This is a genomic window from Streptomyces sp. NPDC058246, from assembly GCF_042881985.1.
In the GTDB taxonomy this organism is placed as follows: domain Bacteria; phylum Actinomycetota; class Actinomycetes; order Streptomycetales; family Streptomycetaceae; genus Streptomyces.
The window spans coordinates 42,257-65,266 of record NZ_JBHVWZ010000044.1; the positions used below are offsets into that span (position 1 = coordinate 42,257).

A 23,010-nucleotide genomic window follows, 5' to 3' on the forward strand; every position below is an offset into this window, starting at 1 on the left:
GTCATCCGTCATCCGGGAGGACCCATGTCCCTTTCCTCGTACGAGCGTTACCCCCTGCTCTTCGGGCCCTCACCGGTGCACCCGCTGGAGCGGCTGACCGAGCACCTCGGTGGTGCCTCGCTCTGGGCCAAGCGGGAGGACTGCAACTCCGGTGTCGCGTACGGCGGGAACAAGACCCGCAAGCTGGAGTACCTCGTCGCCGACGCGCTCGCCCAGGGCTGCGACACGCTCGTCTCGATCGGCGGGGTGCAGTCCAACCACACCCGCCAGGTCGCGGCCTGCGCCGCCCGCGCCGGGCTCAAGTGTGTTCTGGTGCAGGAGAGTTGGGTGGACTGGCCCGACTCCGTGTACGACAAGGTCGGCAACATCCTCATCAGCCGGCTCGCCGGCGCCGATGTACGGCTCGTGCGGGCCGGGTTCGGGATCGGCTTCAAGGAAAGCTGGGAGCTGGCGCTGCGGGAGGTCGAGGAGGCGGGCGGCAAGCCGTACGCCATCCCCGCGGGGGCTTCCGACCATCCGCTGGGTGGGCTGGGGTTCGCCGGCTGGGCATACGAAGTAGCCGATCAGGAGCGGGAGCTGGGGGTCTTCTTCGACACCGTCGTGGTGTGCTCCGTGACCGGGTCGACCCAGGCGGGCATGGTCGCCGGGTTCGCCGCCCTGCGGGAGGCGGGCGGGCGACCGCGGCGCGTCCTCGGGATCGACGCGTCGGCGGCGCCCGCCCGTACCCGTGAGCAGATCGCCCGGATCGCCCACGGAACGGGACAACTCATCGGCGTACAGAAGGAGTTGACGGAGGCGGACGTCGAGCTGGACGAGCGCTACCACGCGGGCACGTACGGGATTCCGGACGAGGCCACGCTGGAGGCGATGCGGCTCGCGGCACGCACCGAGGGGATGGTCACCGACCCCGTCTACGAGGGGAAGTCGATGGCTGGCATGGTGGATCTGGTGGCGCGGGGGGAGATCGGGCGGGATTCGACCGTGCTGTACGCCCATCTCGGTGGGCAGCCCGCGCTGAACGCGTACAGCGCGCTGTTCTAGGCGCTCCCTTTCGGCTTGGTGCCGGTGATCACGAACGCCGACACCAGCAGGGCGGTCAGCGCGATCAGCGAGCCGACGCCGAACGCGCGGGCCGAGCCATGTACGAGGATCTCGGAAGGGGAGCCGTGCCTGTGCCGGGTCGCCGTGCCGAAGACCGTGACCAGGATGGAGAGTCCGAGCGTGCCGCCGAGCCACTGCAAGGTCTGGAGCAGCCCGGAGGCGGCCCCCGCCTCGCGCGGCTCGATGCCCGCGAGGATCGTCGCGTTGAGCGGCATGAAACTCAGGCCCACGCCCAGCCCCATCAGCAGCAGCGGGCCGAAGAGCCCGGTCAGATAGCCGTCACCGGGCTGGAGCCGCCACAGCCACGCGGCCGCCGCGACGAGCAGGGCCATGCCGGTGAGCAGCACCGGCTTGGCGCCCAGGCGCTGGAGGAGGCGCGGCACGAAGCGCACGACCGTGAACATCGCCAGGGTCATCGGCAGGAAGGCGAATCCGGCGCGCAACGGGCTGTAATCCAGGACCTGTTGGCTGATCAGGGTGAGGAAGTAGAACGCGCCGAACATGCCCGCGGGCAGCAGCAGGACACCCGCGTAGCCGCCCGCGCGGTTGCGGTCGGCGAAGAGACGCAGCGGCATGATCGGCCGGAGCGCGCGGGACTCGATCAGTGTGAAGCCCGCCAGCAGGGCCGCCGCGCCGCTGAAGCCGAGCTGCGCCCGGGGGTCGCCCCAGCCGTCCTGCGAGACCCGGATGAACGCGTACACCAGCGAGGTCATTCCGGCCGTTCCGGTGAGTGCGCCCGCCGCGTCGAACCGGCCCGCGTGGCGCGGGGTCTCGGTGACGAAGCGGGGGAGGGCGACGGCCACCGCGACGCCGATCGGCACGTTGATCAGCAGGGACCAGCGCCAGGACGCCCAGGACGTGAGCATGCCGCCGAGGACCAGGCCTATGGAGGCGCCGATGCCCGCCATCGACGAGTAGATGCCGAGCGCGTGGTGGCGGCGCGGGCCCTCCGGGAAGGTGGTGGTGATCAGGGCGAGGGTGCTGGGCGCGATGAGGGCGGCGCCCACGCCCTGCAGCGTGCGGGCCGCGAGCAGCCAGGCGTTGTCGGTGGCGAGTCCGCCGAGCAGGGAGGAGGCGGCGAAGAGCAGGACGCCGACGGTGAGCGTTCGGCGGCGGCCCACGATGTCGCCGACCCGGCCGCCGAGGAGGAGCAGGCCGCCGAAGGCGAGCGTGTAGGCGTTGAGGACCCAGGACAGGCCGGTGGGGCTGAAGCCGAGGTCCTGTTGGATGTCGGGCAGCGCGACATTGACGACGGTGGAGTCGACGCCGACCATCAGGTAGGCGGTGACGACGACGAAGAGGACGGCGCCGAGCCTGGCGGGTGGGGGTGGTGCGGAGAGCGCGTCGGTGGTGGTGGACGGTGCGGACGGGGTGGACATGGAGTTCTCCCGGTCTGGCGTCCCCGGACGAAAGTGCACGCGGGCAGCACGGACTGCCCGCGAGATAAGCGGGGACTGTCTCCGTTTAACCCTCGCTAAGATACGGAGGGGATCCCCGGTTCGCAAGGAGTATCGGAATGACGCAGGTCAAGCCCATGCGTGCGGACGCTCGGCGCAACTATGAGCGGTTGCTGAAGGTGGCCGCCGAGGCGTTCGCCGAGCATGGCGAAGGGGCGTCGCTCGACGACATCGCCAAGCGCGCGGGGGTCGGATCGGGCACGCTGTACCGGCATTTCCCGACGCGTCAGGCGCTGCTGGAGGCGGCGTACGTCGACCGGATCGAGGCGCTCGCGGCCCGCGCCGACGAGATCGCGCGGGAGCTGCCGCCGGGCGAGGCGCTGGTGGAGTGGCTGAACGAGCTCTGCGTCGGCACGATTCAGGTGCGCGGCATGAAGGCGCTGCTGGGCTCAGCGGTCACGGACGGCAGCTCGGTCGCGGTGGCCGCCTGCGGTACCGCGGTGAAGGGGGCGGCCACCCGGCTGGTCGAGGCGGCGCAGCGGGAGGGGGCGCTGCGGGCGGACGTGGAGCCGATCGACGTGCTGCGACTGGCGCACGGGGTGGCGGGGGCGTCGGAGCTGGCGAACGGTCAGGGGACGCACATTCGACGGTACCTGTCGCTGCTGACGGAGGGGTTGCGTCCCTAGCGCGTGCGGCTTCCGCCGCTGGGCGGTTCGGGCCCGTGCCGGTACGTCGGGCCCGCCGCCGGGTCAGACGGCGGTGCGGCTTCCGCCGCTGGGCGGTTCGGGCCCGTGCCGGTACATCGAGCCCGCCGCCGGGTCAGACGGCGGCCCATGGAGAGCCCCGCTCGATCCGAACGTACGCGACGGGCTACGACGTACCGGCACGGCCGCTTCCCGCGCCGGCGGGTGCGGGGGTTGGAGGCTCCCCCCCCGCGGGGCGGGGGCGGACGCATGGGTGCCAGGCCGCCTCCGCGGGGCGAGTGCGGACGCAGGGGTGCCGTGCCCCCCCGCGGGGCGGGCGCGGACGCGGGGGTGCCGTGCCCCCTCCGCGGGGCGGGCGCGGTTGGTCAGAGGGCCTGGGCCGCGGGCTTGACCATGCCGCGGACCGTGCGGGACTTGACGAAGTCGCCCAGGGCGGTCATTTCCCATTCGCCGGAGAACTGCTTGATCAGCTTGGCCATGATGACGCCGGTCTGGGCCTCGGCGTTGGTGAGGTCGAAGCGGACGAGTTCTTCGCCGGTGGCGGCGTCGAGGAGGCGGCAGTAGGCCTTGGCGACTTCGGTGAACTTCTGGCCGGAGAAGGAGTTGACCGTGAAGACCAGGCCCGTGACGTCCTGGGGGAGGCGGCCGAGGTCCACGACGATCACCTCGTCGTCGCCTCCGCCCTCGCCCGTGAGGTTGTCGCCGGAGTGCTTGATCGCGCCGTTGACGATCGAGAGCTTGCCGAAGTAGCAGCTGTCGATGTGGTTGCGCTGCGGGCCGTAGGCGATGACCGAGGCGTCCAGGTCGATGTCCTTGCCGCGGTACGCGGGCTCCCAGCCGAGGCCCATCTTGACCTGGGAGAGGAGCGGGCGGCCGCCCTTGACCAGGGAGACGGTCTGGTTCTTCTGGAGGCTCACCCGGCCCTTGTCGAGATTGATCTTGCCCGAGGCCGCGGGGGCGGCTGCGGCGGGGGGCGCGGGCGGGACCGGCGGGGCGGTGAGACGGGGGTCCGCGGGCGGGGCCGACGGGGTGACGGGGGTCTGGACCGGGGGCGCGGCGGGTGCCGGCGTCGGCTCCTCCACCGAGACGCCGAAGTCCGTGGCGATGCCCGCCAGGCCGTTCGCGTAGCCCTGGCCGACCGCTCGGGCCTTCCACGCGCCGTTGCGGAGGTAGATCTCGACGATCACCAGGGCCGTCTCCGAGCCCAGCTGGGGTGGCGTGAAGGTCGCGAGTACCGAGTTGTCGTCCGCGTTGCGGATGGTGGCTGTGGGCTCGATGCCCTGGAAGGTCTGGGCCGCCGCGTCCGGGCTCGCGGTGACGACGATCTTCTCGATGCCCGGGGGGACCGCGCTCGTGTCGACCGTGATCGCGTCCGGGGCCGTGCCGCCGCCCGAGCGGTACGCCACGCCCGGGCCGGCGGGCTGGTTGTAGAAGATGAAGTCGTCGTCGGAGCGCACCTTGCCGTCGGCGGTGAGCAGCAGGCCCGATACGTCGAGCCGCACCGGGGCGGCGACGTCCACCGTCACTCGGGTGACGGGGAGAGGGATGTTCGAGCCGGGGGTCATAGCTGTCATGCCAGGGGTAACGAGCGGGGGCGCTTTACCGTTCCCTTACTCAAGGATCAGTCCGTCCGGCGCCCCCGCTGTCGCCTACGGCACCACGACGATCTTGCGGCCCACCCCGGACGCGAACTGCTCCAGCGCCTGCGGGTAGCGCTCCAGCGGGATGCGGTCGCTGATGAAGATCTCGGGGTCCAGGACCCCGTTCGCGAACAGTTCCGCCGCCCGTTCGAAGCTGTGCAGGACCGCCATCGAGCCGGTGATGGTGATCTCCTGGTTGTAGATCCGGTACGGGTCGATCGTGACGCGGGTCGCGTAGTCGGCGACGCCGAACTGGAGGAAGGTGCCCGCCTTGGCGACACGGCCCAGGCCGTCCTGGATCGCCGCCGCGTTGCCCGTCGCGTCGACGACCAGGTCCCAGCCCTGCGGCCGGTCCAGTTCGTCGGCGTTGGCGGCGGAGGCGGAGACGCCGAGCTGCTGGGCCGTGGTCAGCCGCTGCGGGTTGAGGTCCACGATGTCGACGCTCGCCGCACCGGTGCGCTTCGCCAGCTCCAGCATCATCAGGCCCATCGTTCCGGAGCCGTAGATCAGGACGTGCGCGCCGAGGCGGGCCTGGAGCACGTCGTAGCCCCGCACCGCGCAGGACAGCGGTTCGACCAGCGCCGCGTCCTGGGTGCGGACGTGCTCGGGCAGCTTCACGCAGTTGGCCACGGGGGCGACCGCGTACTGGGCCGCGCCTCCCGCGGTGGTGACGCCGATCGCCGCCCACCGCTCACAGAGGTTGTTGTGGCCCGTACGGCAGTACCGGCACTCGTAGCAGTAGAGGGACGGGTCCACGGCGACGCGGTCGCCGATCGAGACTTCGGTGACCTGGGTGCCGACCCCGACCACCTCGCCCGCGAACTCGTGCCCCGGCACGATCGGCAGCTTGGGCGCGAACTCGCCCTGGAGGATGTGCAGATCGGTGCCGCACAGGCCGCAGGCGGCGACCTCGACGACGACCTCGCGGGGGCCTGGCGTCGGGTCCGGGACCTCGGTGACGACGGCGCGGCCCACGGACTCGATGACGGCGGCCTTCATTTGACGGCTCCCAAGGAGAGGCCCTGGACCAGTTTGTCCTGGGCGGCGAACCCCGCGGCGAGCACCGGCAGGGAGATGACGAGCGACGCGGCGCACACCTTCGCCAGGAACAGACCCTGGCTGGTGATGAAGCCGGTCAGGAAGACGGGGGCCGTTTCGGCGACGACACCCGTCAGTACGCGGGCGAACAGCAGCTCGTTCCAGCTGAAGATGAAGCAGATCAGGGCCGTGGCCGCGATGCCCGGCAGGGCGATGGGAGCGACCACGCGGGCGAGGATCGTGGGGAGCCTGGCGCCGTCGATCTGCGCCGCCTCGATCACCGCCACGGGGACCTCGGCGAGGAAGGACTGCATCATCCACACCGCGATCGGCAGGTTCATTGAGGTGTAGAGGATGACCAGGAGCCAGATGTTGTCCAGCATTCCGGTGTTCTTCGCGAAGAGGTAGATCGGCAGGAGCCCCGCCACCACCGGCAGCATCTTCGTCGACAGGAAGAAGAACAGGACGTCCGTCCACTTCTTCACCGGGCGGATGGAGAGCGCGTACGCCGCAGGGAAGGCCAGCAGCAGGACGCAGAGGGTGGAGACGACCGACGCCACCGTGGAGTTGATCAGCGCGGGCCAGGGGCTCGCGCCGCCTCCCGTGCCGAAGAAGTCGCGGTAGCCGTCGAGGGTGAGGGCGGCGCCGAAGGACGGCGGGTTGGTCGCCGCGTCCGACTCCGAGTGGAACGACGTCAGGGCCATCCAGGCGATGGGCAGGAAGAAGACGATTCCGGCCAGCCAGGCGGCCAGGCCCAGGCCCGCTCCCCGGGTGCGGCGGGGACGGGGACGCATCGTGGTGGCGCTCATCAGCGGGACACCTCCTCACGGAACAGGGACGACACCACGCGCAGTGCGAAGGTCGCGATGATGATCGAGCCGATGACGACCAGGACGCCCGCGGCCGAGGCGAGGCCGTTCTCGTGGGCCTGGTAGAAGCTCTGGTAGACGGTGTAGGGGAGGTTGGCGGTGCCCAGGCCGCCGGAGGTGAGGGTGAAGACGGCGTCGAAGTTCTGGACGATGTAGATCGAGCCCAGCAGGGCGCCGAGTTCCAGATAGCGGCGCAGGTGCGGGAGGGTGAGGTGGCGGAAGACCTGCCAGTCGCTCGCGCCGTCCACCCGGGCCGCCTCGATCTGCTCGTGGGAGCGGCTCTGCAGGCCGGCCAGCAGGATCAGCATCATGAAGGGCGTCCACTGCCAGACGAGGGAGGCCTCGACCGCGAGCAGCGGGGTGTGGGAGATCCAGTCGGGTTGTGGTCCGCCCACATAGTGCAACAACCCATTGAGCAGGCCGTATTCAGGGTTGTAGAGCACATGCTTCCAGAGGAGTGCCGCCGCCACCGGGACCACCAGGAAGGGGGCGATGAGGAGGGTGCGGACGATGCCGCGGCCGCGGAACTTGCGGTCCAGGAGCAGGGCGAGACCCAGGCCCAGGACGAGGCTGACCAGGACCACGGTCACGGTCAGCAGGATCGTCGTCCAGACCGAGTGGCGCAGGTCCGGGTCGGTCAGCACGTTCGAGTAGTTGCCGAACCCCGTGAAGTGGCGGGCCTTCGGATACAGGGCGTTCCAGTCGAAGAACGAGATCACCAGCGTGGCCACGAACGGGAGCTGGGTCACGACGATCATGAAGACCAGGGCGGGCAGGAGCGGGGCGCGGGTGGCCCAGGCGCGCAGCCGGCCGGAGGGGCGGTGCGCGGCGCGTACGGAAGTGGTCGCCATGGGGGCTGTTGTAGTGGCGGTCATCGTCCCTCGTACTCCTTGGAGATCTTCTCGGCGAGTTTCTGGGACTTCTGGAGGGCCGAGTCGACGGACTGGCGTCCGGCGATGGCCGCGCTGATCTCCTGCGAGACCTTGGTGCCGAGATCGGTGAACTCGGGGATGCCGACGAACTGGATGCCGGGCGCGGGGCGCGGCTGCACTCCCGGGTCGCGGGGCTGGGCGCCCTCGATGGCCGCGCGGGTCATGTCCTGGAAGGACGCGGCCTCCTTGCGGTAGGCGGCGTTGGTGTACGTCGACGCGCGTTTGCCGGCCGGGACGTTGGACCAGCCGCTGGTGTCCCCGACCAGCTGCTCGTACTGCTTGCTGGAGGCCCAGGAGATGAACTTCCAGGCCTTGTCCGAGTTGTGGGAGGCCTTCTGCAGGCCCCAGGCCCAGGTGTAGAGCCAGCCTGAGGACTTGGTCTTCTCGACGGGCGCCGGTACGTAGCCGAGCTTGCCCTTGACCGGGGAGTCGGCCGCCTCCAGGAGGCCCGCGGCGGACGTCGCGTCGTACCACATGGCCGTCTTGCCCTGGGTCATGTTGTTGAGGCACTCGGCGAAGCCGGACTGGGCCGCGCCGGACTCGCCGTGCTTGCGGACGAGGTCCACGTAGAACTTCGTCGCCTTCTCGAACTCGGGGGAGTCCAGGCGTGCCTTCCAGTCCTTGTCGAACCAGGTGCCCCCGAAGGTGTTCACGACGGTGGTGAGCGGCGCCATGAGCTCGCCCCAGCCCGGCAGGCCGCGCAGACAGATGCCCTTCATCCCGGACTGGGCGCCGTCGACCTCGGCGGCGAGCTTGCCCACCTGCTCCCAGGTGGGATGCGCGGGCATCGTCAGGCCCTTCTGGGCGAACACGTCCTTGCGGTACATCAGGAACGACGACTCGCCGTAGAACGGCTGCCCGTAGAGCTTGCCGTCGTCGGCCGTCAGGGACTGCCGCATGGGGGCGAGGATGTCCTGCTCGTCGTATCCGCTGTCCTGGCGTACGTACGAGTCCATCTCGTGCAGCCAGCCGTTCTTGGCGTAGATCGGGATCTCGTAGTTGGACAGCGTGGCGACGTCGTACTGGCCGGCCTGGTTGGCGAAGTCCTGGCTGATCTTGTCGCGGACGTCGTTCTCCGGCAGGACGGTGAAGTTCACCTTGATGCCGGTCTCTTTGGTGAAGTGGGCCGTGGTGAGCTTCTGCAACTCCACCATCTGCGGGTTGTTGACCATCAGGACGTTGATGGAGTTGCCTCCGGAGCCCGCGCCGCCCGCTCCGGCCCAGCAGCCGGAGAGCAGCGGGGTGAGCAGCGTCCCAGCGGCGACCGCGGCGAGCAGTGCGCGCGGCCTCCGTCGGCTCGGGATTCGCATGGATCACTCCTGGACGTATGGGGAGATAAGGGGCGTTGCGGGGTGTGAGTGTGCCCTTGGGGAGAGGCAGTTGGATTTTCGAACGGCGTGAGGGGGGTGGGTTGGACTTTCGAACGCGGTGCGGGGCGGGTGCGGAGGGGTGGGTGTGGGTGAGTTGGCTTTTCAGACTCGGATGACCTGGGGACCTTGCAGTGAGTAGCGATGCGCCTCGGACGCCGGCAGCAGCGTGCTCGTGACGATCGCCTCCAAAGAGCTGATGTCGGCGAACCGGCAGAAGCTGACCATGCCGAACTTGGTGTGCACGCCGGCGAATACCGTGCGCCGGGAGGCCCGGATCGCCTGGGCCTTGACCTCACTGACCGCCGGGTCCGGTGTGGTGAGGCCGTGTTCGCGGGAGATGCCGTTGGCGCCGATGAAGGCCAGGTCGATGACGAATCCGGCGAGCATCTTCGTCGTCCAGTGGTCCACCGTCGCCAGCGTGCCGGGGCGGACCCGGCCGCCGAGCAGCAGGACGCTGGTGTTGTCGGCCTCGGCGAGCGCGCCCGCCGTGGCCAGGGAGGCGGTGACCACGGTCAGCGGCCGGTCCCGCGGCAGTGCCTCGGCGATGAGCTGCGGAGTGAATCCCTCGTCGACGAAGACCGTCTCGGCGTCGCCGAGCAGCTCGGCGGCCGCGGCCGCGATCCGGCGCTTCTCGGGCACATGACTCGTGGTGCGGAAGGCGAGCGTCGTCTCGAAGCCGGCGCTCTCCACGGGGTAGGCGCCGCCGTGCGTGCGGCGCACCAGACCGTGGTCCTCCAGGGTGCGCAGATCCCGTCGTACGGTCTCCTTGGCCACGCCCAGCTCCGCGGCGAGCGCGGCGACGTCGACCGAGCCCGTGCGGCGCGCGGCGTGGACGATCTCGCGCTGCCGTTCCTCCGCCGTCATGCTCGCCACGGCCGTCACCCGCTCCCTTGTGCTCCGTCGCACAGTGCCCGTTCGGGCCCGGTGCGCCCTTGAGGGAAGTTCTACAGCGGGTTTCGGCCACTGACCAGGCCTGTTGCGTGCCCGATGATGACCGTCTGTGCCCGTTTCGCGCTCCCGGTGCCCGCGGCGGACCTGGGAGGGAACGGGTGGGGAGGTGGGATCGGGCAGCGTTCGTGCCCGAACATGGCGGTGGACGGGCCCGTTCGGTGCCCGCCCTTGGGTTTTCGCCCCGCCGTGGCGTCAGTGTTGCCCGGCCGTGGCGTCAGTACGGCCAGATCGGCGGGTGCGTGGTGAAGTGGCCGCCGAGGTGGGCGTGGTCCGGGTTGTCCGGGTCCAGGTCGCCCTGCTCGGCGATGAGCTTCTCGGCGTACGGCTCGGAGTCGTCCCGCGGCTCGTAACCGAGGGCCCGCGCGGTCGCGAGGTCCCACCACAGGCGGGTGTTCGCGGACGAGCCGTAGACGACCGTGTGCCGGACGTCCTCGGCGGTGAGGGCGGCGTGGAAGAGACGGGCGCCGTCCTCGGGGCTCATCCAGACGGAGAGCATGCGCACGCTCGTGGGCTCGGCGAAGCAGGAGCCGATGCGGACCGAGACGGTCTCCAGGCCGTGCTTGTCCCAGTAGAACTGCGCCAGATCCTCGCCGAAGGACTTGGACAGGCCGTAGAAGGTGTCCGGGCGGCGCGGGGTGTCGATGGGGATCAAGGCGTTGTCGTCGAAGGGGGCGTCGCCGTGCGGGCGTGGGGTGAAGCCCACGGCGTGGTTGGAGGAGGCGAAGACGATCCGGCGTACGCCCTCCTCGCGTGCCGCCTCGTACAGGTTGTACGTCCCTTCGATGTTGGCCTTGAGGATCTTGTCGAAGGAGGATTCCAGGGAGATTCCGGCGAGGTGGATGATCGCGTCGACGCCCCGCACCGCCTCGCGCAGGGCCGCCTTGTCGGCGAGGTCCGCGGTGATCGCGTCCGGCTCGCCCTCGACGGGCAGCACGTCGAGGAGGCGCAGCTCGTAGCCGTACCGCGGCAGCAGCCCGCGCATCAGGGTGCCGAGTCCGCCGGCGGCGCCGGTGAGCAGAACGGTGCGGGGAGCGGGCATGCGGGTGTCTCCTCGGGGCGGGCGGTGTGCCGCGTCGTGCCGGCCGGATGCGGCCGGGTGCGGTCCGAAGCCGGCCGGGTGCCGGTTGGGGCTCAGGGTCGCGTTCTGGTCGAGCGGCCGTGTCGCGTTCTGGTCAAGCGGCCGTATGCGTGTACGAGATTCACATCCATGGACGGTCTATGGACACGCTAGGGAGCGGCGGCCCGCCGCGTCAAGTGTCGCGCGGAGGTGGCGAATCCGCTACGCATCGGCTGCGATCCGCCGTCGTGTCGCCTGCGTGCGCGCTTGACCGCCGCCGAGGTCGCGTCTTAGCGTGGGCGCGTTCAGAAATATAGACGTGGATCAGAAACGTGCACCGGTGAGCACCTGTTTAGGGAGAGCCCGTGACCTCAGCCCCTCTCGCCGCTCGACTGAGTATTCCCAGCGGGCCGTTGTTCTTCCCCGTCACCGCGTACGGCCCCGACGGTGCGCTCGACCTCGATGTCTACCGGGAGCACGTGCGGCGCGGCGTCGCGGCGGGTGCCGCGGCCGTCTTCGCGTGCTGCGGCACCGGTGAGTTCCACGCGCTCACGCCCGAGGAGTTCGAGGCGTGCGTGCGGGTTGCCGTGGAGGCGACGGCAGGGCGCGTGCCGGTGGTGGCGGGAGCGGGATACGGGACGGCGCTCGCCGTGCGGTACGCGCGGCTCGCCGAGGCCGCGGGTGCGGACGGGCTGCTCGCCATGCCGCCGTATCTCGTCGTGGCCGGGCAGGAGGGCCTGCTGCTGCACTACCGCGAGGTCGCCGCGGCCACCTCGCTGGACGTCATCGTCTATCAGCGCGACAACGCCGTCTTCACGCCCGAGAGCGTTGTCGAGCTGGCGCGCACCGACGGGATCATCGGGTTCAAGGACGGGGTCGGCGATCTCGATCTGATGCAGCGGATCGTGAGCGCGGTGCGCAGCGAAGTCCCGGGTGATTTCCTGTACTTCAACGGATTGCCGACGGCCGAGCTGACCGGGCTCGCCTACCGGGGCATCGGGATCACGCTGTACTCGTCCGCGGTGTTCTGCTTCGCGCCGGAGGTCGCGCTGGCCTTTCACACGGCGCTGAACACCGGGGACGACGAGACGGCGAACCGGCTGCTCGACGGTTTCTACCGGCCGTTCGTCGATCTGCGCGCGCTGGGACGCGGGTACGCGGTCTCGCTCGTCAAGGCGGGCGTGCGGCTGCGGGGGCTGGACGTGGGGGAGGTGCGGCCGCCGTTGCACGAGCCGGCCGAGGACCATGTCAAGCAGCTCGCCCAGTTGATCGAGCGTGGCTACGCGCTGATCGAGGAGGACATGTGACGGCGCATGTGACGGTGCGGGCGCGGCTTGTGGCGGGGTTTCTGACGGGGCTTCTCGAGGAGAGCATGTGAAGACGTCCGCGTTCCTGTACCCGTGGGACGTCAACGGGGATCCGGAGGCCGCCGCGCGGATCGCCGGGCTCGGGGTGCGACAGGTGACGCTCGCGTCCGCGTACCACTCCACGCGCGCGTTGACGCCCCGCCACCCCCGGCATCGGATCGTCACGGCCTCGCACGCCGCCGTGCTGTATCCGGTGGAGGAGGCCCGCTGGGAGGGGCGTTCGCTGCGCCCGTACGCGGCCGGGGAGTGGGCGCCGGGGGACGCGTACGGATCCGCTGCCGCGGAGCTTGCCGATGCCGGGCTGGAGGTCCACACCTGGGTGGTCCTCGCGCACAACTCCCGTATGGGGGAGGAACACCCGTCGACGTCCGTGGTCAACGCGTACGGGGACCGGTACCCCTGGGCGCCGTGCATAGCGCAGCCCGCGACGCGCGACTATCTGGTCGACCTCGCGGCGGAGGCCGCGGTGCGGCCGGGGGCCAGGGGGACGGAGCTGGAGTCGCTCGGCTGGTACGGCCTGGCCCATCTGCACGCGCACGACAAGATCGGCGGGGTGGGGCTCGGAGATGCCGGGCAGTACCTGATGGCGCTGTGTTTCTGTCCGGTGTGCCTCGACGGTTACGCGGAACAGGGCGTGGACGCAGGGGAGTTGGCGCGCGCGGTACGGGAGGCGCTGGAGCCGGTGTGGCGCGGTGCCGCGACGTCGGAAGGGGGCTGGGCAGGGGTCGAGAAGCTGCTCGGGGAGGAGCTCGCGGGGGCTTCGCGCGGGTGGCGTGACGGGGTGGCCCGTGCGCTCCAGGAGGCGGCGGTCGCCGCGGTGCGGGCGGCTGCGCCGGGCGGGTTCCAGGTGCTGCTGCACGCGGATCCCGTGTCGTACCACTGCGGTGCGAACGCCGGGGTCGACCCCGGGCACATTCTGTCCGTGGCGGACGGGGTGGTGGTGCCGTGTACGGGTGGTGTGGGGCTGTTGAGGCCGTTCGCGGAGGTGGGGCGGGAGGCCGGGCAGGCCCGTGTACTCGCCGCCAACTTCACCGTGGTGGCGGGGATGGGAGGGCGGCCGGGCGGGCTGGCCGCGGATGCCGAGCGTGCGGCTTCGTCGGGGGCGACGGAGTTGCGGCTTTATCACGCCGGGTTGGCCTCTGACCGGGATCTGGAGGCTGTGCGAGCGGCGGTGGCGGGGCTGGACTGAGCCGTCCGGATGCTGCCGGTGACGTGTCCGCCCGGCGGGTGGGCCGGGCTGGCGGGTGGGCGGGTCGGGCCCCCCTCACGCGCGCCGACGCCCGCGGGCGCGTGCGCGCGCATCCAGCCCGTCCGGGTTGGAGATCCTTTGGCCCGTCCGGCGTGCGAGGACGAGGCGGGCCAGGCCGTCCAGGCCGATGGGGGTCCGGGGGCGCAGGCCTCAGGCCGGGGCGGGTAGGGGCGAGGGGGTGGCGAAGGGCTGGGGCGAGGACCACGGGCCGGAGGGGACGGCCCGGAGGGGTGGCCCCGAGGGATGGCCGGGAGGGGATGGCCCGGAGGGCGGCCGTGACGGCCTCACCGGAGACCACCACCGTGGCCAGGGGCGACCCCGCGTTGCGATCACTCACCACACCCGCCACCGTCCATGTCATGGCAGGTGTCGCCACCGTCCATGTCATGGATGGTGATCGTGGTGCTGAGGAGGGGGTCGTGGATCGGGCAGGTGCCCTGGAGAGCCGGCTGCTTCCGCTTTTCGGCCGAGAGCGATGAGTTTCGGGCCCCGCCACGGTCTACCCCTCAAGTGGAGACGAGCGCTGAGGAGAAGCGGATGACCAGCCCGACTTTCGACCTGGGGCCGCAGGCCCTGATCGTGGCGCGTCTCGCGCACGGCGTGACGGAGGAGCAGCTCGACGGTGTGACCCCTTGCCCGGAGTACGCGGTGCACAACATGCTGGGCCACCTGGCCGGGCTGGCCGTCGCCTTCCGCGACGCCGGGCACAAGGACCTGGGGCCCACGACGGCAACCAGCCCGGGCGCCGTCGTGCCCGACATCGAGCCCGGCTGGCGGGTGGCCCTGCCGAAGGCGCTCGACGAGCTCGCCGAGGCCTGGCGCGACCCGGCCGCCTGGACCGGCGTGACCCGGGCGGGCGGCGTGGAGCTGCCGGGTGCGGTGGCGGCTGCCGTCGCCGCTGACGAGCTGGTGATGCATGGCTGGGACCTCGCCCGGGCCACCGGCCAGGAGTACGAGCCCGACCCCGCCGCTCTCCAGGTGTCGTACGAGTTCCTCGCCGCCGCGGCCGCGGATCCGAGCCGGGGCGGGGGCATCTTCGGGCCGGTGGTGCCGGTGCCCGACGACGCACCACTGCTCGACAGGGCGATCGGGCTCAGCGGTCGCGACCCCGGCTGGAAGCCGTAGGGAGCGGCGAGAGCGGGGCAGGGTCCGCTGTCCCCCGAGTACGCAAACCCTTGATCCGGCTGCCCGAAGTATCCGGCGAGACACCCCCCACTGCTCAACGCGTGGGGGGTGTCCCATCGCGGAAGCGAACGCCAGGCCCACCGGTCACCCCGACTTCTTTTGTCGCAAGCGTTGACGAAACACGGTCGCGCTCCTACCTTCAACGCGTCGTACTTCGTACGTCATATATGAGACGCGATATACGAGCTCGGAAGTACCTGAAGTACCCGAAGTACCCGAAGTACCCGAAGTACCCGAAGCATTCGATGCACCCGATGCGTCGGTCCACGCGATCCGATCCGACCCGTGAGATCCGAGAGGCGCGCATGACCTCTGTGCCCACCCCGATCCCCTCCCGCACGCAGTTCGTGCTGGACGGGATCAAACACCGCATCCTCACCGGGCAGTTGACGCCGGGTCAGGCTCTGGTCGAGACCGAGCTCGCCGCGCAGTTCGGGGTGTCGAAGACGCCCGTGCGCGAGGCGCTCAAGACCCTGGCCGGTACCGGGCTCGTCGTGATGAACCAGTACAAGGGCGTCGCGGTGCGCATGGTGGACGCGGACATGGCGCGCGAGGTGTACGACGTGCGGCTGCTGCTCGAACCTGAGGCGCTGCGCAGGGCCGTACGGCGCGAGGCCTCGCTCGATGCCGCGCGCGAGGCGCTGACCCGCGCCGACGCCGCCACCGACACCGCCGAACGCTCGCTCGCCAACCGGGAGTTCCACCGTGCCCTGTACCTGCCCTGCGGCAATCCGCTGCTGGGCCGGATGCTCGACGAAGTGCGCGACCAGGCCGCCCTGGTGTCGGCGGTCGCCTGGGCCGCCGACCCGTCCTGGGAGCGCGAGGCGGGCGAACACCGGGAGATCCTGCGGCTCGCGCTGGCCGGTGACGCCGACGGCGCGGCCGACGCGCTGCACGCGCACATCGCGTCGTTCGTGCGACGGGCCTTCCCCCGGGGCCAGGAAGAGGATGGACAGGAATGACAGCGACGTACGAGATCCAGCGGGCGGCGCTCGCCGAGGTCGTGGCGATCCCCGTGACCCCGTTCGCGGAGGACGGCTCGATCGATCGCGACACTCACCGGGCCCTGTCGCGTCGGCTGCTCGACGGCGGGGTGAAAACCCTTACGCCCAACGGCAACACGGGCGAGTTCTACGCCCTCACTCCCGAAGAGCGGCGGCTCGTCGTCGAGTTGACCGTCGAGGAGTTGGGGGACCGGGCGGTCGTCCTCGTCGGGGTCGGACACGACGTGCCGACGGCCGTCGCCTCGGCGCGGCACGCCCGTGAGCTGGGTGCGCAGATGGTGATGGTCCATCAGCCGGTGCATCCGTATGTGTCGGAGGGCGGTTGGGTCGACTACCACCGGGTCATCGCCGAGGCCGTGCCCGAGCTGGGCGTCGTTCCGTACATCCGTAACCCGCTGCTCGCCGGGGAGCGGCTCGCCGAGCTCGCCGACGTGTGCCCGAACGTCATCGGGGTGAAGTACGCCGTTCCGGACGCCGCGCGCTTCGCCGCCTTCGCGCGGGACGCCGGGCTCGACCGGTTCGTATGGGTGGCCGGGCTCGCCGAGTCGTATGCGCCCTCGTACTTCTCGGCGGGCGCCACCGGGTTCACCTCGGGGCTCGTGAACGTCGTCCCGGCGGTATCGCGGAACATGATCGAAGCGCTGCGGTCCGGGGACTATCCGGCGGCGATGAAGGTGTGGGAGCAGGTCCGCCGGTTCGAGGAGCTGCGTGCCGCGCAGAGGTCCGCCAACAACGTCACCGTCGTCAAGGAGGCCCTGGCCTCGCTCGGACTGTGCCGCCGCGAGGTGCGTCCCCCGAGCGAGCAGCTTCCCGAGTCCGAGCGGGCGGAAGTCGCCGCGATAGCCGCCGGATGGTCCCTGTGAAGCGTCCGGAGGACCTCAGAAGCCACCAGTGGTACGGCACCGACGGGTTGCGCTCCTTCAGTCACCGGGCGCGTACACGGCAGCTCGGCTATCTGCCCGAGGAGCACCTGGGCAAGCCGGTCATCGCGATCCTCAACACCTGGTCCGACATCAACCCTTGCCATGTGCATCTGCGGGACCGCGCGCAGGCCGTGAAGCGGGGAGTGTGGCAGGCCGGGGGCTTCCCGCTCGAATTCCCGGTCTCCACGCTGAGCGAGACCTTCCAGAAGCCGACCCCGATGCTCTACCGCAACCTCCTCGCCATGGAGACCGAGGAGTTGCTGCGCTCGTATCCGGTCGACGGGGCCGTACTGATGGGCGGCTGCGACAAGTCGACGCCCGCGCTGCTGATGGGGGCCGCCTCTGTCGACCTGCCGGCCGTCTTCGTGCCCGCCGGGCCCATGCTGCCGGGCCACTGGCGGGGCGAGATCCTCGGCTCCGGCACCGACATGTGGAAGTACTGGGACGACAAGCGCGCGGGTCTCATCGGGGACTGCGAGCTGACCGAGCTGGAGAGCGGGCTCGCCCGGTCTCCGGGGCACTGCATGACCATGGGGACGGCGTCCACCCTCACGGCGGCCGCCGAGGCGCTCGGCGTCACCGTGCCCGGCGCGTCGAGCATTCCCGCCGTCGACTCCGGTCACGACCGGATGGCCGCGGCCGCGGGGCTCAGGATCGTCGAACTCGTCCGCAAGGACCGGAAGTTGTCCGACATCCTGACGGAAGAGGCGTTCCGGGACGCGGTGACGACCGTCCTGGGGCTCGGTGGATCCACCAACGCCGTGATCCATCTGATCGCCATGGCCGGGCGGGCCGGCGTCACCCTCACGCTCGACGACTTCGACCGGATCGCGCGGACCGTGCCGGTGCTCGCCGACGTCCGGCCCGGCGGCCGGACCTACCTCATGGAGGACTTCCACTTCGCCGGGGGGCTGCCCGGGTTCCTGTCGCGGATCACCGATCTGCTGCATCTGGATCGGCCGACGGTGTCGCACGACAGCATGCGGGAGCAACTCGACGGCGCGCTCGTCCACAACGACGACGTCATCCGCACCCGGGAGAACCCGGTCGCGGCCGAGGGCGGAGTCGCCGTGCTGCGCGGCAACCTCTGCCCGGACGGCGCGGTCATCAAGCACATCGCCGCCGAGCCACGGCTGCTGAAGCACACCGGTCCCGCCGTCGTCTTCGACGACTACAGGACCATGCAACGGACCATCGACGACCCGTCCCTCGGGATCACCGCGGACAGCGTGCTGGTGCTGCGGGGTGCCGGGCCCAAGGGCGGGCCCGGCATGCCCGAGTACGGGATGCTGCCCATCCCCGACCACCTGCTGAAGCAGGGCGTACGAGACATGGTGCGGATCTCCGACGCCCGGATGAGCGGCACGAGTTACGGCACGTGTGTGCTGCACGTGGCACCCGAGTCGTACGTCGGCGGCCCGCTCGCGCTGGTGCGTACCGGGGACACGATCACCCTCGACGTCGAGGCGCGGTCACTCCGACTCCATGTGACCGACGAGGAGTTGGACCGCAGGAGGGCGGCGTGGACGCCGCCGCCCGAGCGGTACGAGCGTGGCTACGGAGCGCTCTACAACGAGCAGATCACGCAGGCCGACACCGGCTGCGACTTCGCGTTCCTGGCCAGGCCGGGCAAGGTGCCGGACCCCTACGCCGGGTGAGTGCCGGACCCCTACGCCGGGTGAGAGGGGCCCACGAGGACCGCGGCCGCTTCTCTTTTCCTGTGGGTGAGGTATCGATCGGATAAAGGCCCTCGCGCGGCACGCGTGATGCGCGTAGACAGTCCGTGACCTGGTGCGGAATCCAACACACCCAGATCCGGAGAATCCATGCGGAAGTCCCTCAGAGCGGCAGCCATCGGTGCCGCTTGTGCCGTCGCCGGCGCTGCCCTGTACGGCACCGGCGCAGCCACCGCCGAGCAGTCGACGGCGAACTCGACCCACGAGCCCTACAACATCGGGGTTCTGGTCAAGGACATCGACACCTATTACGGCACCACGCTCGACAGCGGCGGCGTGTACCAGGCGTCCGCGGACAGCCAGTACGCCAAGGACCTGGCGCGCCTGGAGTCGGACGCCAAGCGCTACATCGACAAGGCGGCGCGCAAGGCCGAGCGGCACGGCGAGAACCCCGCTGTCGTCTTCGACATCGACGACACGCTGCTGCTCTCCCTCGACTACGAGAAGAAGACCAACTACACGTACAACTCCGCCTCTTGGGCGGCGTACGTGGCCCAGGCCGACCGCCCGGCCGTCTTCGGCACCCCCGAACTCGTCGAGTACGCCGAGTCCAAGGGCGTCGAGGTCTTCTACAACTCGGGCCTCAAGGAGTCGCAGCGCGCCTCCGCGGTCGCGAACCTGAAGAAGGTCGGCGCCGACATCAACCTCGACGCCGACCACATGTTCCTCAAGGACGCGGCGAACCCGCCGTCCTACTTGAGCGACTGCGCCACCGCCGCCGCCTGGAACTGCACGACCGTGCAGTACAAGTCCGGCACCCGCAAGCACATCGAGTCCCTCGGGTACGACGTCATCGCCAACTTCGGCGACCAGTACTCCGACCTCGACGGGGGCTACGCCGACAAGACGTACAAGCTCCCGAACCCGACGTACTTCGTCAGCTGAGCCTTTTCAGGAGCGGCCGGTCCGTACGGGGCGGATCGGCTCGAGGGTCGGCGCCGGCAATGAAGTGAGCGTCACCCCTTCGCGGCGTACGAAACGCCCCCGCCGGTCGTCACCGGCGGGGGCGTTCCTCTGCTGACCGAGGGGGGCTCAGATCAGCAGGCATCTTTAGGGACGCGGAAAGCGAACAGGTGGTTCATTCCCGGGGACGCCCAAGAGGATTCCGTCACTCGTGGCCGATGTCGGAAGCGGAGAACCTGCGGGACGTCCCGTCCGGGCCGGTGCCACGCGTATGCGGGTGCGGGTGCGGGTGCGGCGGCTTACGGCACCGGGCGGGTGTGCGCGTCTGCGGGTGCGTATACGCCCCCGTGTGTCACCCGTGAAGAAGGGGTGTGCCGGTGGGGCGGGATGCGAGAGCGTATCAGCGTCCCGTACGGAACCTCGAACGACGTATGACAGGCCGAACCCGATTCCGTAACACGGAGAAAACCTGAAAGCGGTTCGACGCGGGAACAATCCAGCCAGCATCCGCACACCCAGCACGCAGGTGACGAGGAGTATCGCCATGTCCGAAACGCAGAAGGTGACCGACCGGCCAAGTGCCGTGCCACCAGCGGAGAACGGCGTCGACCGGTTCTTCAAGATCTCCGTCCGGGGCTCCACCTTCGGCCGGGAGATACGCGGCGGCTTCGCCACGTTCTTCACCATGGCCTACATCCTCGTCCTGAATCCGATCATCCTGGGCAGCGCCAAGGACAAGTTCGGGCACCAGCTCGACGCCGTCCAACTCACCACCGCCACCGCCCTGGTGGCCGCGGTCATGACGATCATCATGGGCGTCGGCGGAAACCTCCCGCTCGCGCTCGCCGCGGGTCTCGGCCTCAACGCGGTCGTCGCCTTCCAGATCGCCCCGCTGATGAGCTGGGACGACGCGATGGGCCTGATCGTCCTGGAAGGCCTGCTCATCTGCGTGTTGGTGGTCACGGGCCTGCGGGAAGCCGTCATGCACGCGATACCGCAGCCGCTGAAGCAGGCCATCAGCGTCGGCATCGGCCTGTTCATCGCCTTCATCGGCTTCGTCGACGCCGGGTTCGTCACCCGGATCCCGGACGTCGCGCAGACGACCGTACCGGTTCAGCTGGGCGGCACGGGCTCGCTGAGCGGGTGGCCGGTTCTGGTCTTCTGTCTCGGCGTGCTGCTGACCGTCGGGCTGCTCGCACGCAAGGTCAAGGGCGCCATCCTGATCAGCATCGTCACCATGACGATCGTCGCGATCATCATCAACTCCACCGCTGACATCAAGAGCTGGGGACTGACCACGCCGAAGGTGCCCGACGACGTGGTGGCCTCACCCGACTTCGGACTGCTCGGTCACTTCAGCCTGTTCGGCGCCTTCGGCGAGACCAGCGCGATCACCGTCGTCCTGCTCGTCTTCACCCTGATCCTGTCCGACTTCTTCGACACCATGGGCACGGTCGTCGGCATCAGCGCGGAGGCGGGCCTGCTCGACGAGGAGGGGCAGGTGCCCAACCTCGGACGGGTGCTGCTCATCGACGGTGCCGCGGCGGTCGCGGGCGGCGCGGCGTCGGCGTCGTCCTCGACGTCGTACATCGAGTCGGCGGCGGGCGTCGGTGAGGGCGCGCGCACGGGCTTCGCCAACCTGATCACCGGTGGCCTCTTCGCCCTCGCGCTGTTCCTGACCCCGCTGCTCACGATCGTTCCGCTGCAGGCCGCGGCGCCTGCCCTCGTCGCGGTCGGGTTCCTGATGATGACCCAGGTCAAGCACATCGACTGGGACAGGTACGAGATCGCCATCCCGGCGTTTTTGACCATCGCGGTGATGCCGTTCACGTACTCCATCACCAATGGCATCGGGGCGGGATTCCTGGCGTACGTCCTGATCAAGTCCGTGCTGGGGAAGGCGAAGGAGGTCCACTGGCTGCTGTGGGGGGCGTCGGTGCTGTTCCTGGTGTACTTCGCGATCGACCCGATCGAGCAGTTGTTCAACGTGAAGTAGGCGGCCACCACGGGTCGTTGGCCGGAAGCGGCCCCGTCGTGGCTGGTCGCGCGGGTCCCCGCGCCCCTTCGGGCGCGGGGACAGCGCACCTCAGTTCTTCAGCGCCGCCTGCATCATCGCCTTGGCCACCGGCGCCGCCAGACCGTTACCGCTGACCTCGGACCTCGCCGCATCCGACTGCTCGACCATGACCGCGACGGCGACCTCCTTGCCGTTGGAGTCGGACGTCGCGTACGACGTGAACCAGGCGTACGGCGTCTTGCTGTTGTTCTCGCCGTGCTGGGCCGTACCGGTCTTGCCGCCCACGGTCGCGCCGGGGACCTGCGCGTTCGTGCCGGTGCCGTCCTTGATGACCGTCTGCATCGCCGACTGGAGCTGCTGGGCCGTGGACGAGCTGACGATCTCCTTGGTCTGCGTGCTGTCGTCGTAGTTCTTCAGCACATTGCCGCCGGCGTCACTGGTCTGCGACACCATGTGCGGCGAGACGAGCTTGCCGTCGTTGGCTATGGCGGCCGACACCATGGCCATCTGGAGCGGGGTCGCGGTCACGTCGAACTGGCCGATGCCGGTCAGCGCCGTGGACGACTTGTCCATGTTCGACGGGTACACGCTGGTGTACGCCCGGACCGGCACGTCCTGCTTCGTGTCGTTGAAGCCGAACTTCTCCGCCATCGCCTTGACCTTGTCCTGGCCCAGGTCGACGGCCATCTTCGCGAAGACGTTGTTGCACGAGTACTGGAGCGCCACGCGGATCGAGGCGTTCTTGCAGGGGGCGTTCGGGTTCTCGTTCGACAGCACCCGGGTGGTGCCCGGCAGCGTGTACGGGTCCGGGCTGGTCGTCTTCTGGTCCACGTCCGAGTACAGCCCGTCCTCCAGCGCTGCCGCGGCGACGACCAGCTTGAACGTCGAGCCCGGCGGCAGCGGCTGCCGCAGCGCGCGGTTCACCAGCGGCTTGTCGGCGTCCTTGTTCAGCTGCTTCCAGAGACTGCTGTTGCCCGTGCTGAGGGCCGTCGGGTCGTACGACGGGGTGGAGACGGCCGCGAGGATCTTGCCCGTCTTCGGGTCGATCGCGACGGCCGCGCCCTTCTTGCTGCCCAGTGCGTTGTACGCCGCCTTCTGCACAGCCGGGTCGATCGTGGTGATCACGTCACCCGGGTCGGAGCGCTTGTTGGTGAGCGTGTCGAGCGGGTTCTTCAGCTGGGTGTCCGTGCCGTCGAGCAGGTCACGGTAGATGCCCTCCAGCTGTGTCGCCCCGTACACCTGGGAGCTGAAGCCCGTGACCGCCGCGTACAGACTGCCGTCCTTGTACGTGCGCTTGTACTTGAGGTCGCTGCCCTTCGTCTGCGCGGAACCGGTGATCGCGTCGCCGGCCACGATGATGTTGCCGAGCGGGTTCGCGTACAGCGAGATCGTGTTCCGCCGGTTGTCCTTGTCGTCCGCGAGTGCCTTGCCGTCGTAGAACTGCACCCAGGTCGCCCTGACCAGCAGGGAGAGCACGAGCAGCAGACTGAAGACGGCGGCACGCCTGATCGTCTTGTTCATCCCGCTGGGGAAGACGAGTGAACACGAGCGAATCGTTCCCTTCCGG

Annotated in this window: 19 protein-coding genes; 10 read left to right on the top strand and 9 right to left on the bottom strand. The window is 69.9% G+C overall.

Annotated elements, in window-relative coordinates; all coding sequences use genetic code 11:
• Window positions 1-24: 24 nt before the first annotated feature.
• Complete coding sequence (locus tag ACFVXA_RS37775; protein WP_390028516.1) at window positions 25-1,041, top strand: 1-aminocyclopropane-1-carboxylate deaminase; 1,017 nt, start codon at window positions 25-27, stop codon at window positions 1,039-1,041.
• Here the strand turns inward: ACFVXA_RS37775 and ACFVXA_RS37780 are convergent.
• Window positions 1,038-2,480: an MFS transporter gene (locus ACFVXA_RS37780; RefSeq protein WP_389470925.1), complete on the bottom strand. Its 1,443-nt coding sequence runs from the start codon at window positions 2,478-2,480 to the stop codon at window positions 1,038-1,040. The genes ACFVXA_RS37775 and ACFVXA_RS37780 overlap by 4 nt on opposite strands.
• A gap of 137 nt (window positions 2,481-2,617) precedes the next feature.
• On the opposite strand from ACFVXA_RS37780, the gene ACFVXA_RS37785 reads away from it, so the two are divergent.
• Window positions 2,618-3,184 (top strand): TetR/AcrR family transcriptional regulator, encoded by a 567-nt coding sequence (locus ACFVXA_RS37785; RefSeq protein ID WP_383746830.1) that lies wholly within the window; start codon window positions 2,618-2,620, stop codon window positions 3,182-3,184.
• Window positions 3,185-3,567: 383 nt separating this feature from the next.
• On the opposite strand, the gene ACFVXA_RS37790 is transcribed toward ACFVXA_RS37785, so the two are convergent.
• The 7 genes from ACFVXA_RS37790 to ACFVXA_RS37820 form a co-directional block, all read right to left on the bottom strand.
• Complete coding sequence (locus ACFVXA_RS37790; protein ID WP_390028524.1) at window positions 3,568-4,767, bottom strand: TerD family protein; 1,200 nt, start codon at window positions 4,765-4,767, stop codon at window positions 3,568-3,570.
• An 84-nt stretch (window positions 4,768-4,851) separates the two neighbouring features.
• A complete protein-coding gene (locus ACFVXA_RS37795; RefSeq protein ID WP_383747917.1) occupies window positions 4,852-5,841 on the bottom strand; it encodes a zinc-dependent alcohol dehydrogenase family protein in 990 nt (329 codons plus the stop codon).
• Complete coding sequence (locus ACFVXA_RS37800) at window positions 5,838-6,689, bottom strand: carbohydrate ABC transporter permease (RefSeq protein ID WP_362030585.1); 852 nt, start codon at window positions 6,687-6,689, stop codon at window positions 5,838-5,840. The genes ACFVXA_RS37795 and ACFVXA_RS37800 overlap by 4 nt, the downstream gene beginning before the upstream one ends.
• Window positions 6,689-7,624: a sugar ABC transporter permease gene (locus ACFVXA_RS37805; protein WP_362030583.1), complete on the bottom strand. Its 936-nt coding sequence runs from the start codon at window positions 7,622-7,624 to the stop codon at window positions 6,689-6,691. Before ACFVXA_RS37805 ends, ACFVXA_RS37800 begins: the two co-directional genes overlap by 1 nt.
• A complete protein-coding gene (locus ACFVXA_RS37810; RefSeq protein WP_362030581.1) occupies window positions 7,621-8,991 on the bottom strand; it encodes a sugar ABC transporter substrate-binding protein in 1,371 nt (456 codons plus the stop codon). Before ACFVXA_RS37810 ends, ACFVXA_RS37805 begins: the two co-directional genes overlap by 4 nt.
• Before the next feature lie 162 nt (window positions 8,992-9,153).
• The gene (locus ACFVXA_RS37815) at window positions 9,154-9,915 is read right to left on the bottom strand and encodes a DeoR/GlpR family DNA-binding transcription regulator (RefSeq protein ID WP_383747948.1); all 762 of its coding nucleotides are present in this window, start codon (window positions 9,913-9,915) and stop codon (window positions 9,154-9,156) included.
• Between the two features lie 301 nt (window positions 9,916-10,216).
• Window positions 10,217-11,041 carry an NAD(P)-dependent oxidoreductase gene (locus ACFVXA_RS37820; protein WP_362030577.1) on the bottom strand — a complete coding sequence of 275 codons (825 nt, stop codon included), beginning with the start codon at window positions 11,039-11,041 and terminating at the stop codon, window positions 10,217-10,219.
• A 383-nt stretch (window positions 11,042-11,424) separates the two neighbouring features.
• Between ACFVXA_RS37820 and ACFVXA_RS37825 the strand changes: the two genes are divergently transcribed.
• From ACFVXA_RS37825 to ACFVXA_RS37860, 8 genes are all read left to right on the top strand, one after another.
• On the top strand, window positions 11,425-12,366 hold the full coding sequence (locus ACFVXA_RS37825) for a 5-dehydro-4-deoxyglucarate dehydratase (protein ID WP_383747923.1): 942 nt from the start codon (window positions 11,425-11,427) through the stop codon (window positions 12,364-12,366).
• 67 nt (window positions 12,367-12,433) lie between these two features.
• Window positions 12,434-13,615, top strand: coding sequence for a hypothetical protein (locus ACFVXA_RS37830; protein WP_383747925.1), 1,182 nt, complete (start codon window positions 12,434-12,436; stop codon window positions 13,613-13,615).
• A 597-nt stretch (window positions 13,616-14,212) separates the two neighbouring features.
• A complete protein-coding gene (locus ACFVXA_RS37835) occupies window positions 14,213-14,800 on the top strand; it encodes a TIGR03086 family metal-binding protein (protein WP_389937588.1) in 588 nt (195 codons plus the stop codon).
• A 365-nt stretch (window positions 14,801-15,165) separates the two neighbouring features.
• On the top strand, window positions 15,166-15,822 hold the full coding sequence (locus ACFVXA_RS37840; RefSeq protein WP_389470940.1) for a GntR family transcriptional regulator: 657 nt from the start codon (window positions 15,166-15,168) through the stop codon (window positions 15,820-15,822).
• Complete coding sequence (locus tag ACFVXA_RS37845) at window positions 15,819-16,727, top strand: dihydrodipicolinate synthase family protein (RefSeq protein ID WP_390028518.1); 909 nt, start codon at window positions 15,819-15,821, stop codon at window positions 16,725-16,727. The genes ACFVXA_RS37840 and ACFVXA_RS37845 overlap by 4 nt, the downstream gene beginning before the upstream one ends.
• On the top strand, window positions 16,715-18,445 hold the full coding sequence (araD, locus tag ACFVXA_RS37850) for an L-arabinonate dehydratase (protein ID WP_384402843.1): 1,731 nt from the start codon (window positions 16,715-16,717) through the stop codon (window positions 18,443-18,445). Before ACFVXA_RS37845 ends, araD begins: the two co-directional genes overlap by 13 nt.
• A gap of 168 nt (window positions 18,446-18,613) precedes the next feature.
• Entirely contained in the window at window positions 18,614-19,408 is a 795-nt protein-coding gene (locus tag ACFVXA_RS37855; protein WP_362030561.1) for an HAD family acid phosphatase, read from the top strand.
• Between the two features lie 562 nt (window positions 19,409-19,970).
• A complete protein-coding gene (locus ACFVXA_RS37860) occupies window positions 19,971-21,422 on the top strand; it encodes an NCS2 family permease (protein ID WP_390028519.1) in 1,452 nt (483 codons plus the stop codon).
• A gap of 90 nt (window positions 21,423-21,512) precedes the next feature.
• Here the strand turns inward: ACFVXA_RS37860 and ACFVXA_RS37865 are convergent, their stop codons facing one another.
• Entirely contained in the window at window positions 21,513-22,964 is a 1,452-nt protein-coding gene (locus ACFVXA_RS37865; RefSeq protein WP_362030557.1) for a penicillin-binding transpeptidase domain-containing protein, read from the bottom strand.
• Between the last annotated feature and the right edge of the window lie 46 nt (window positions 22,965-23,010).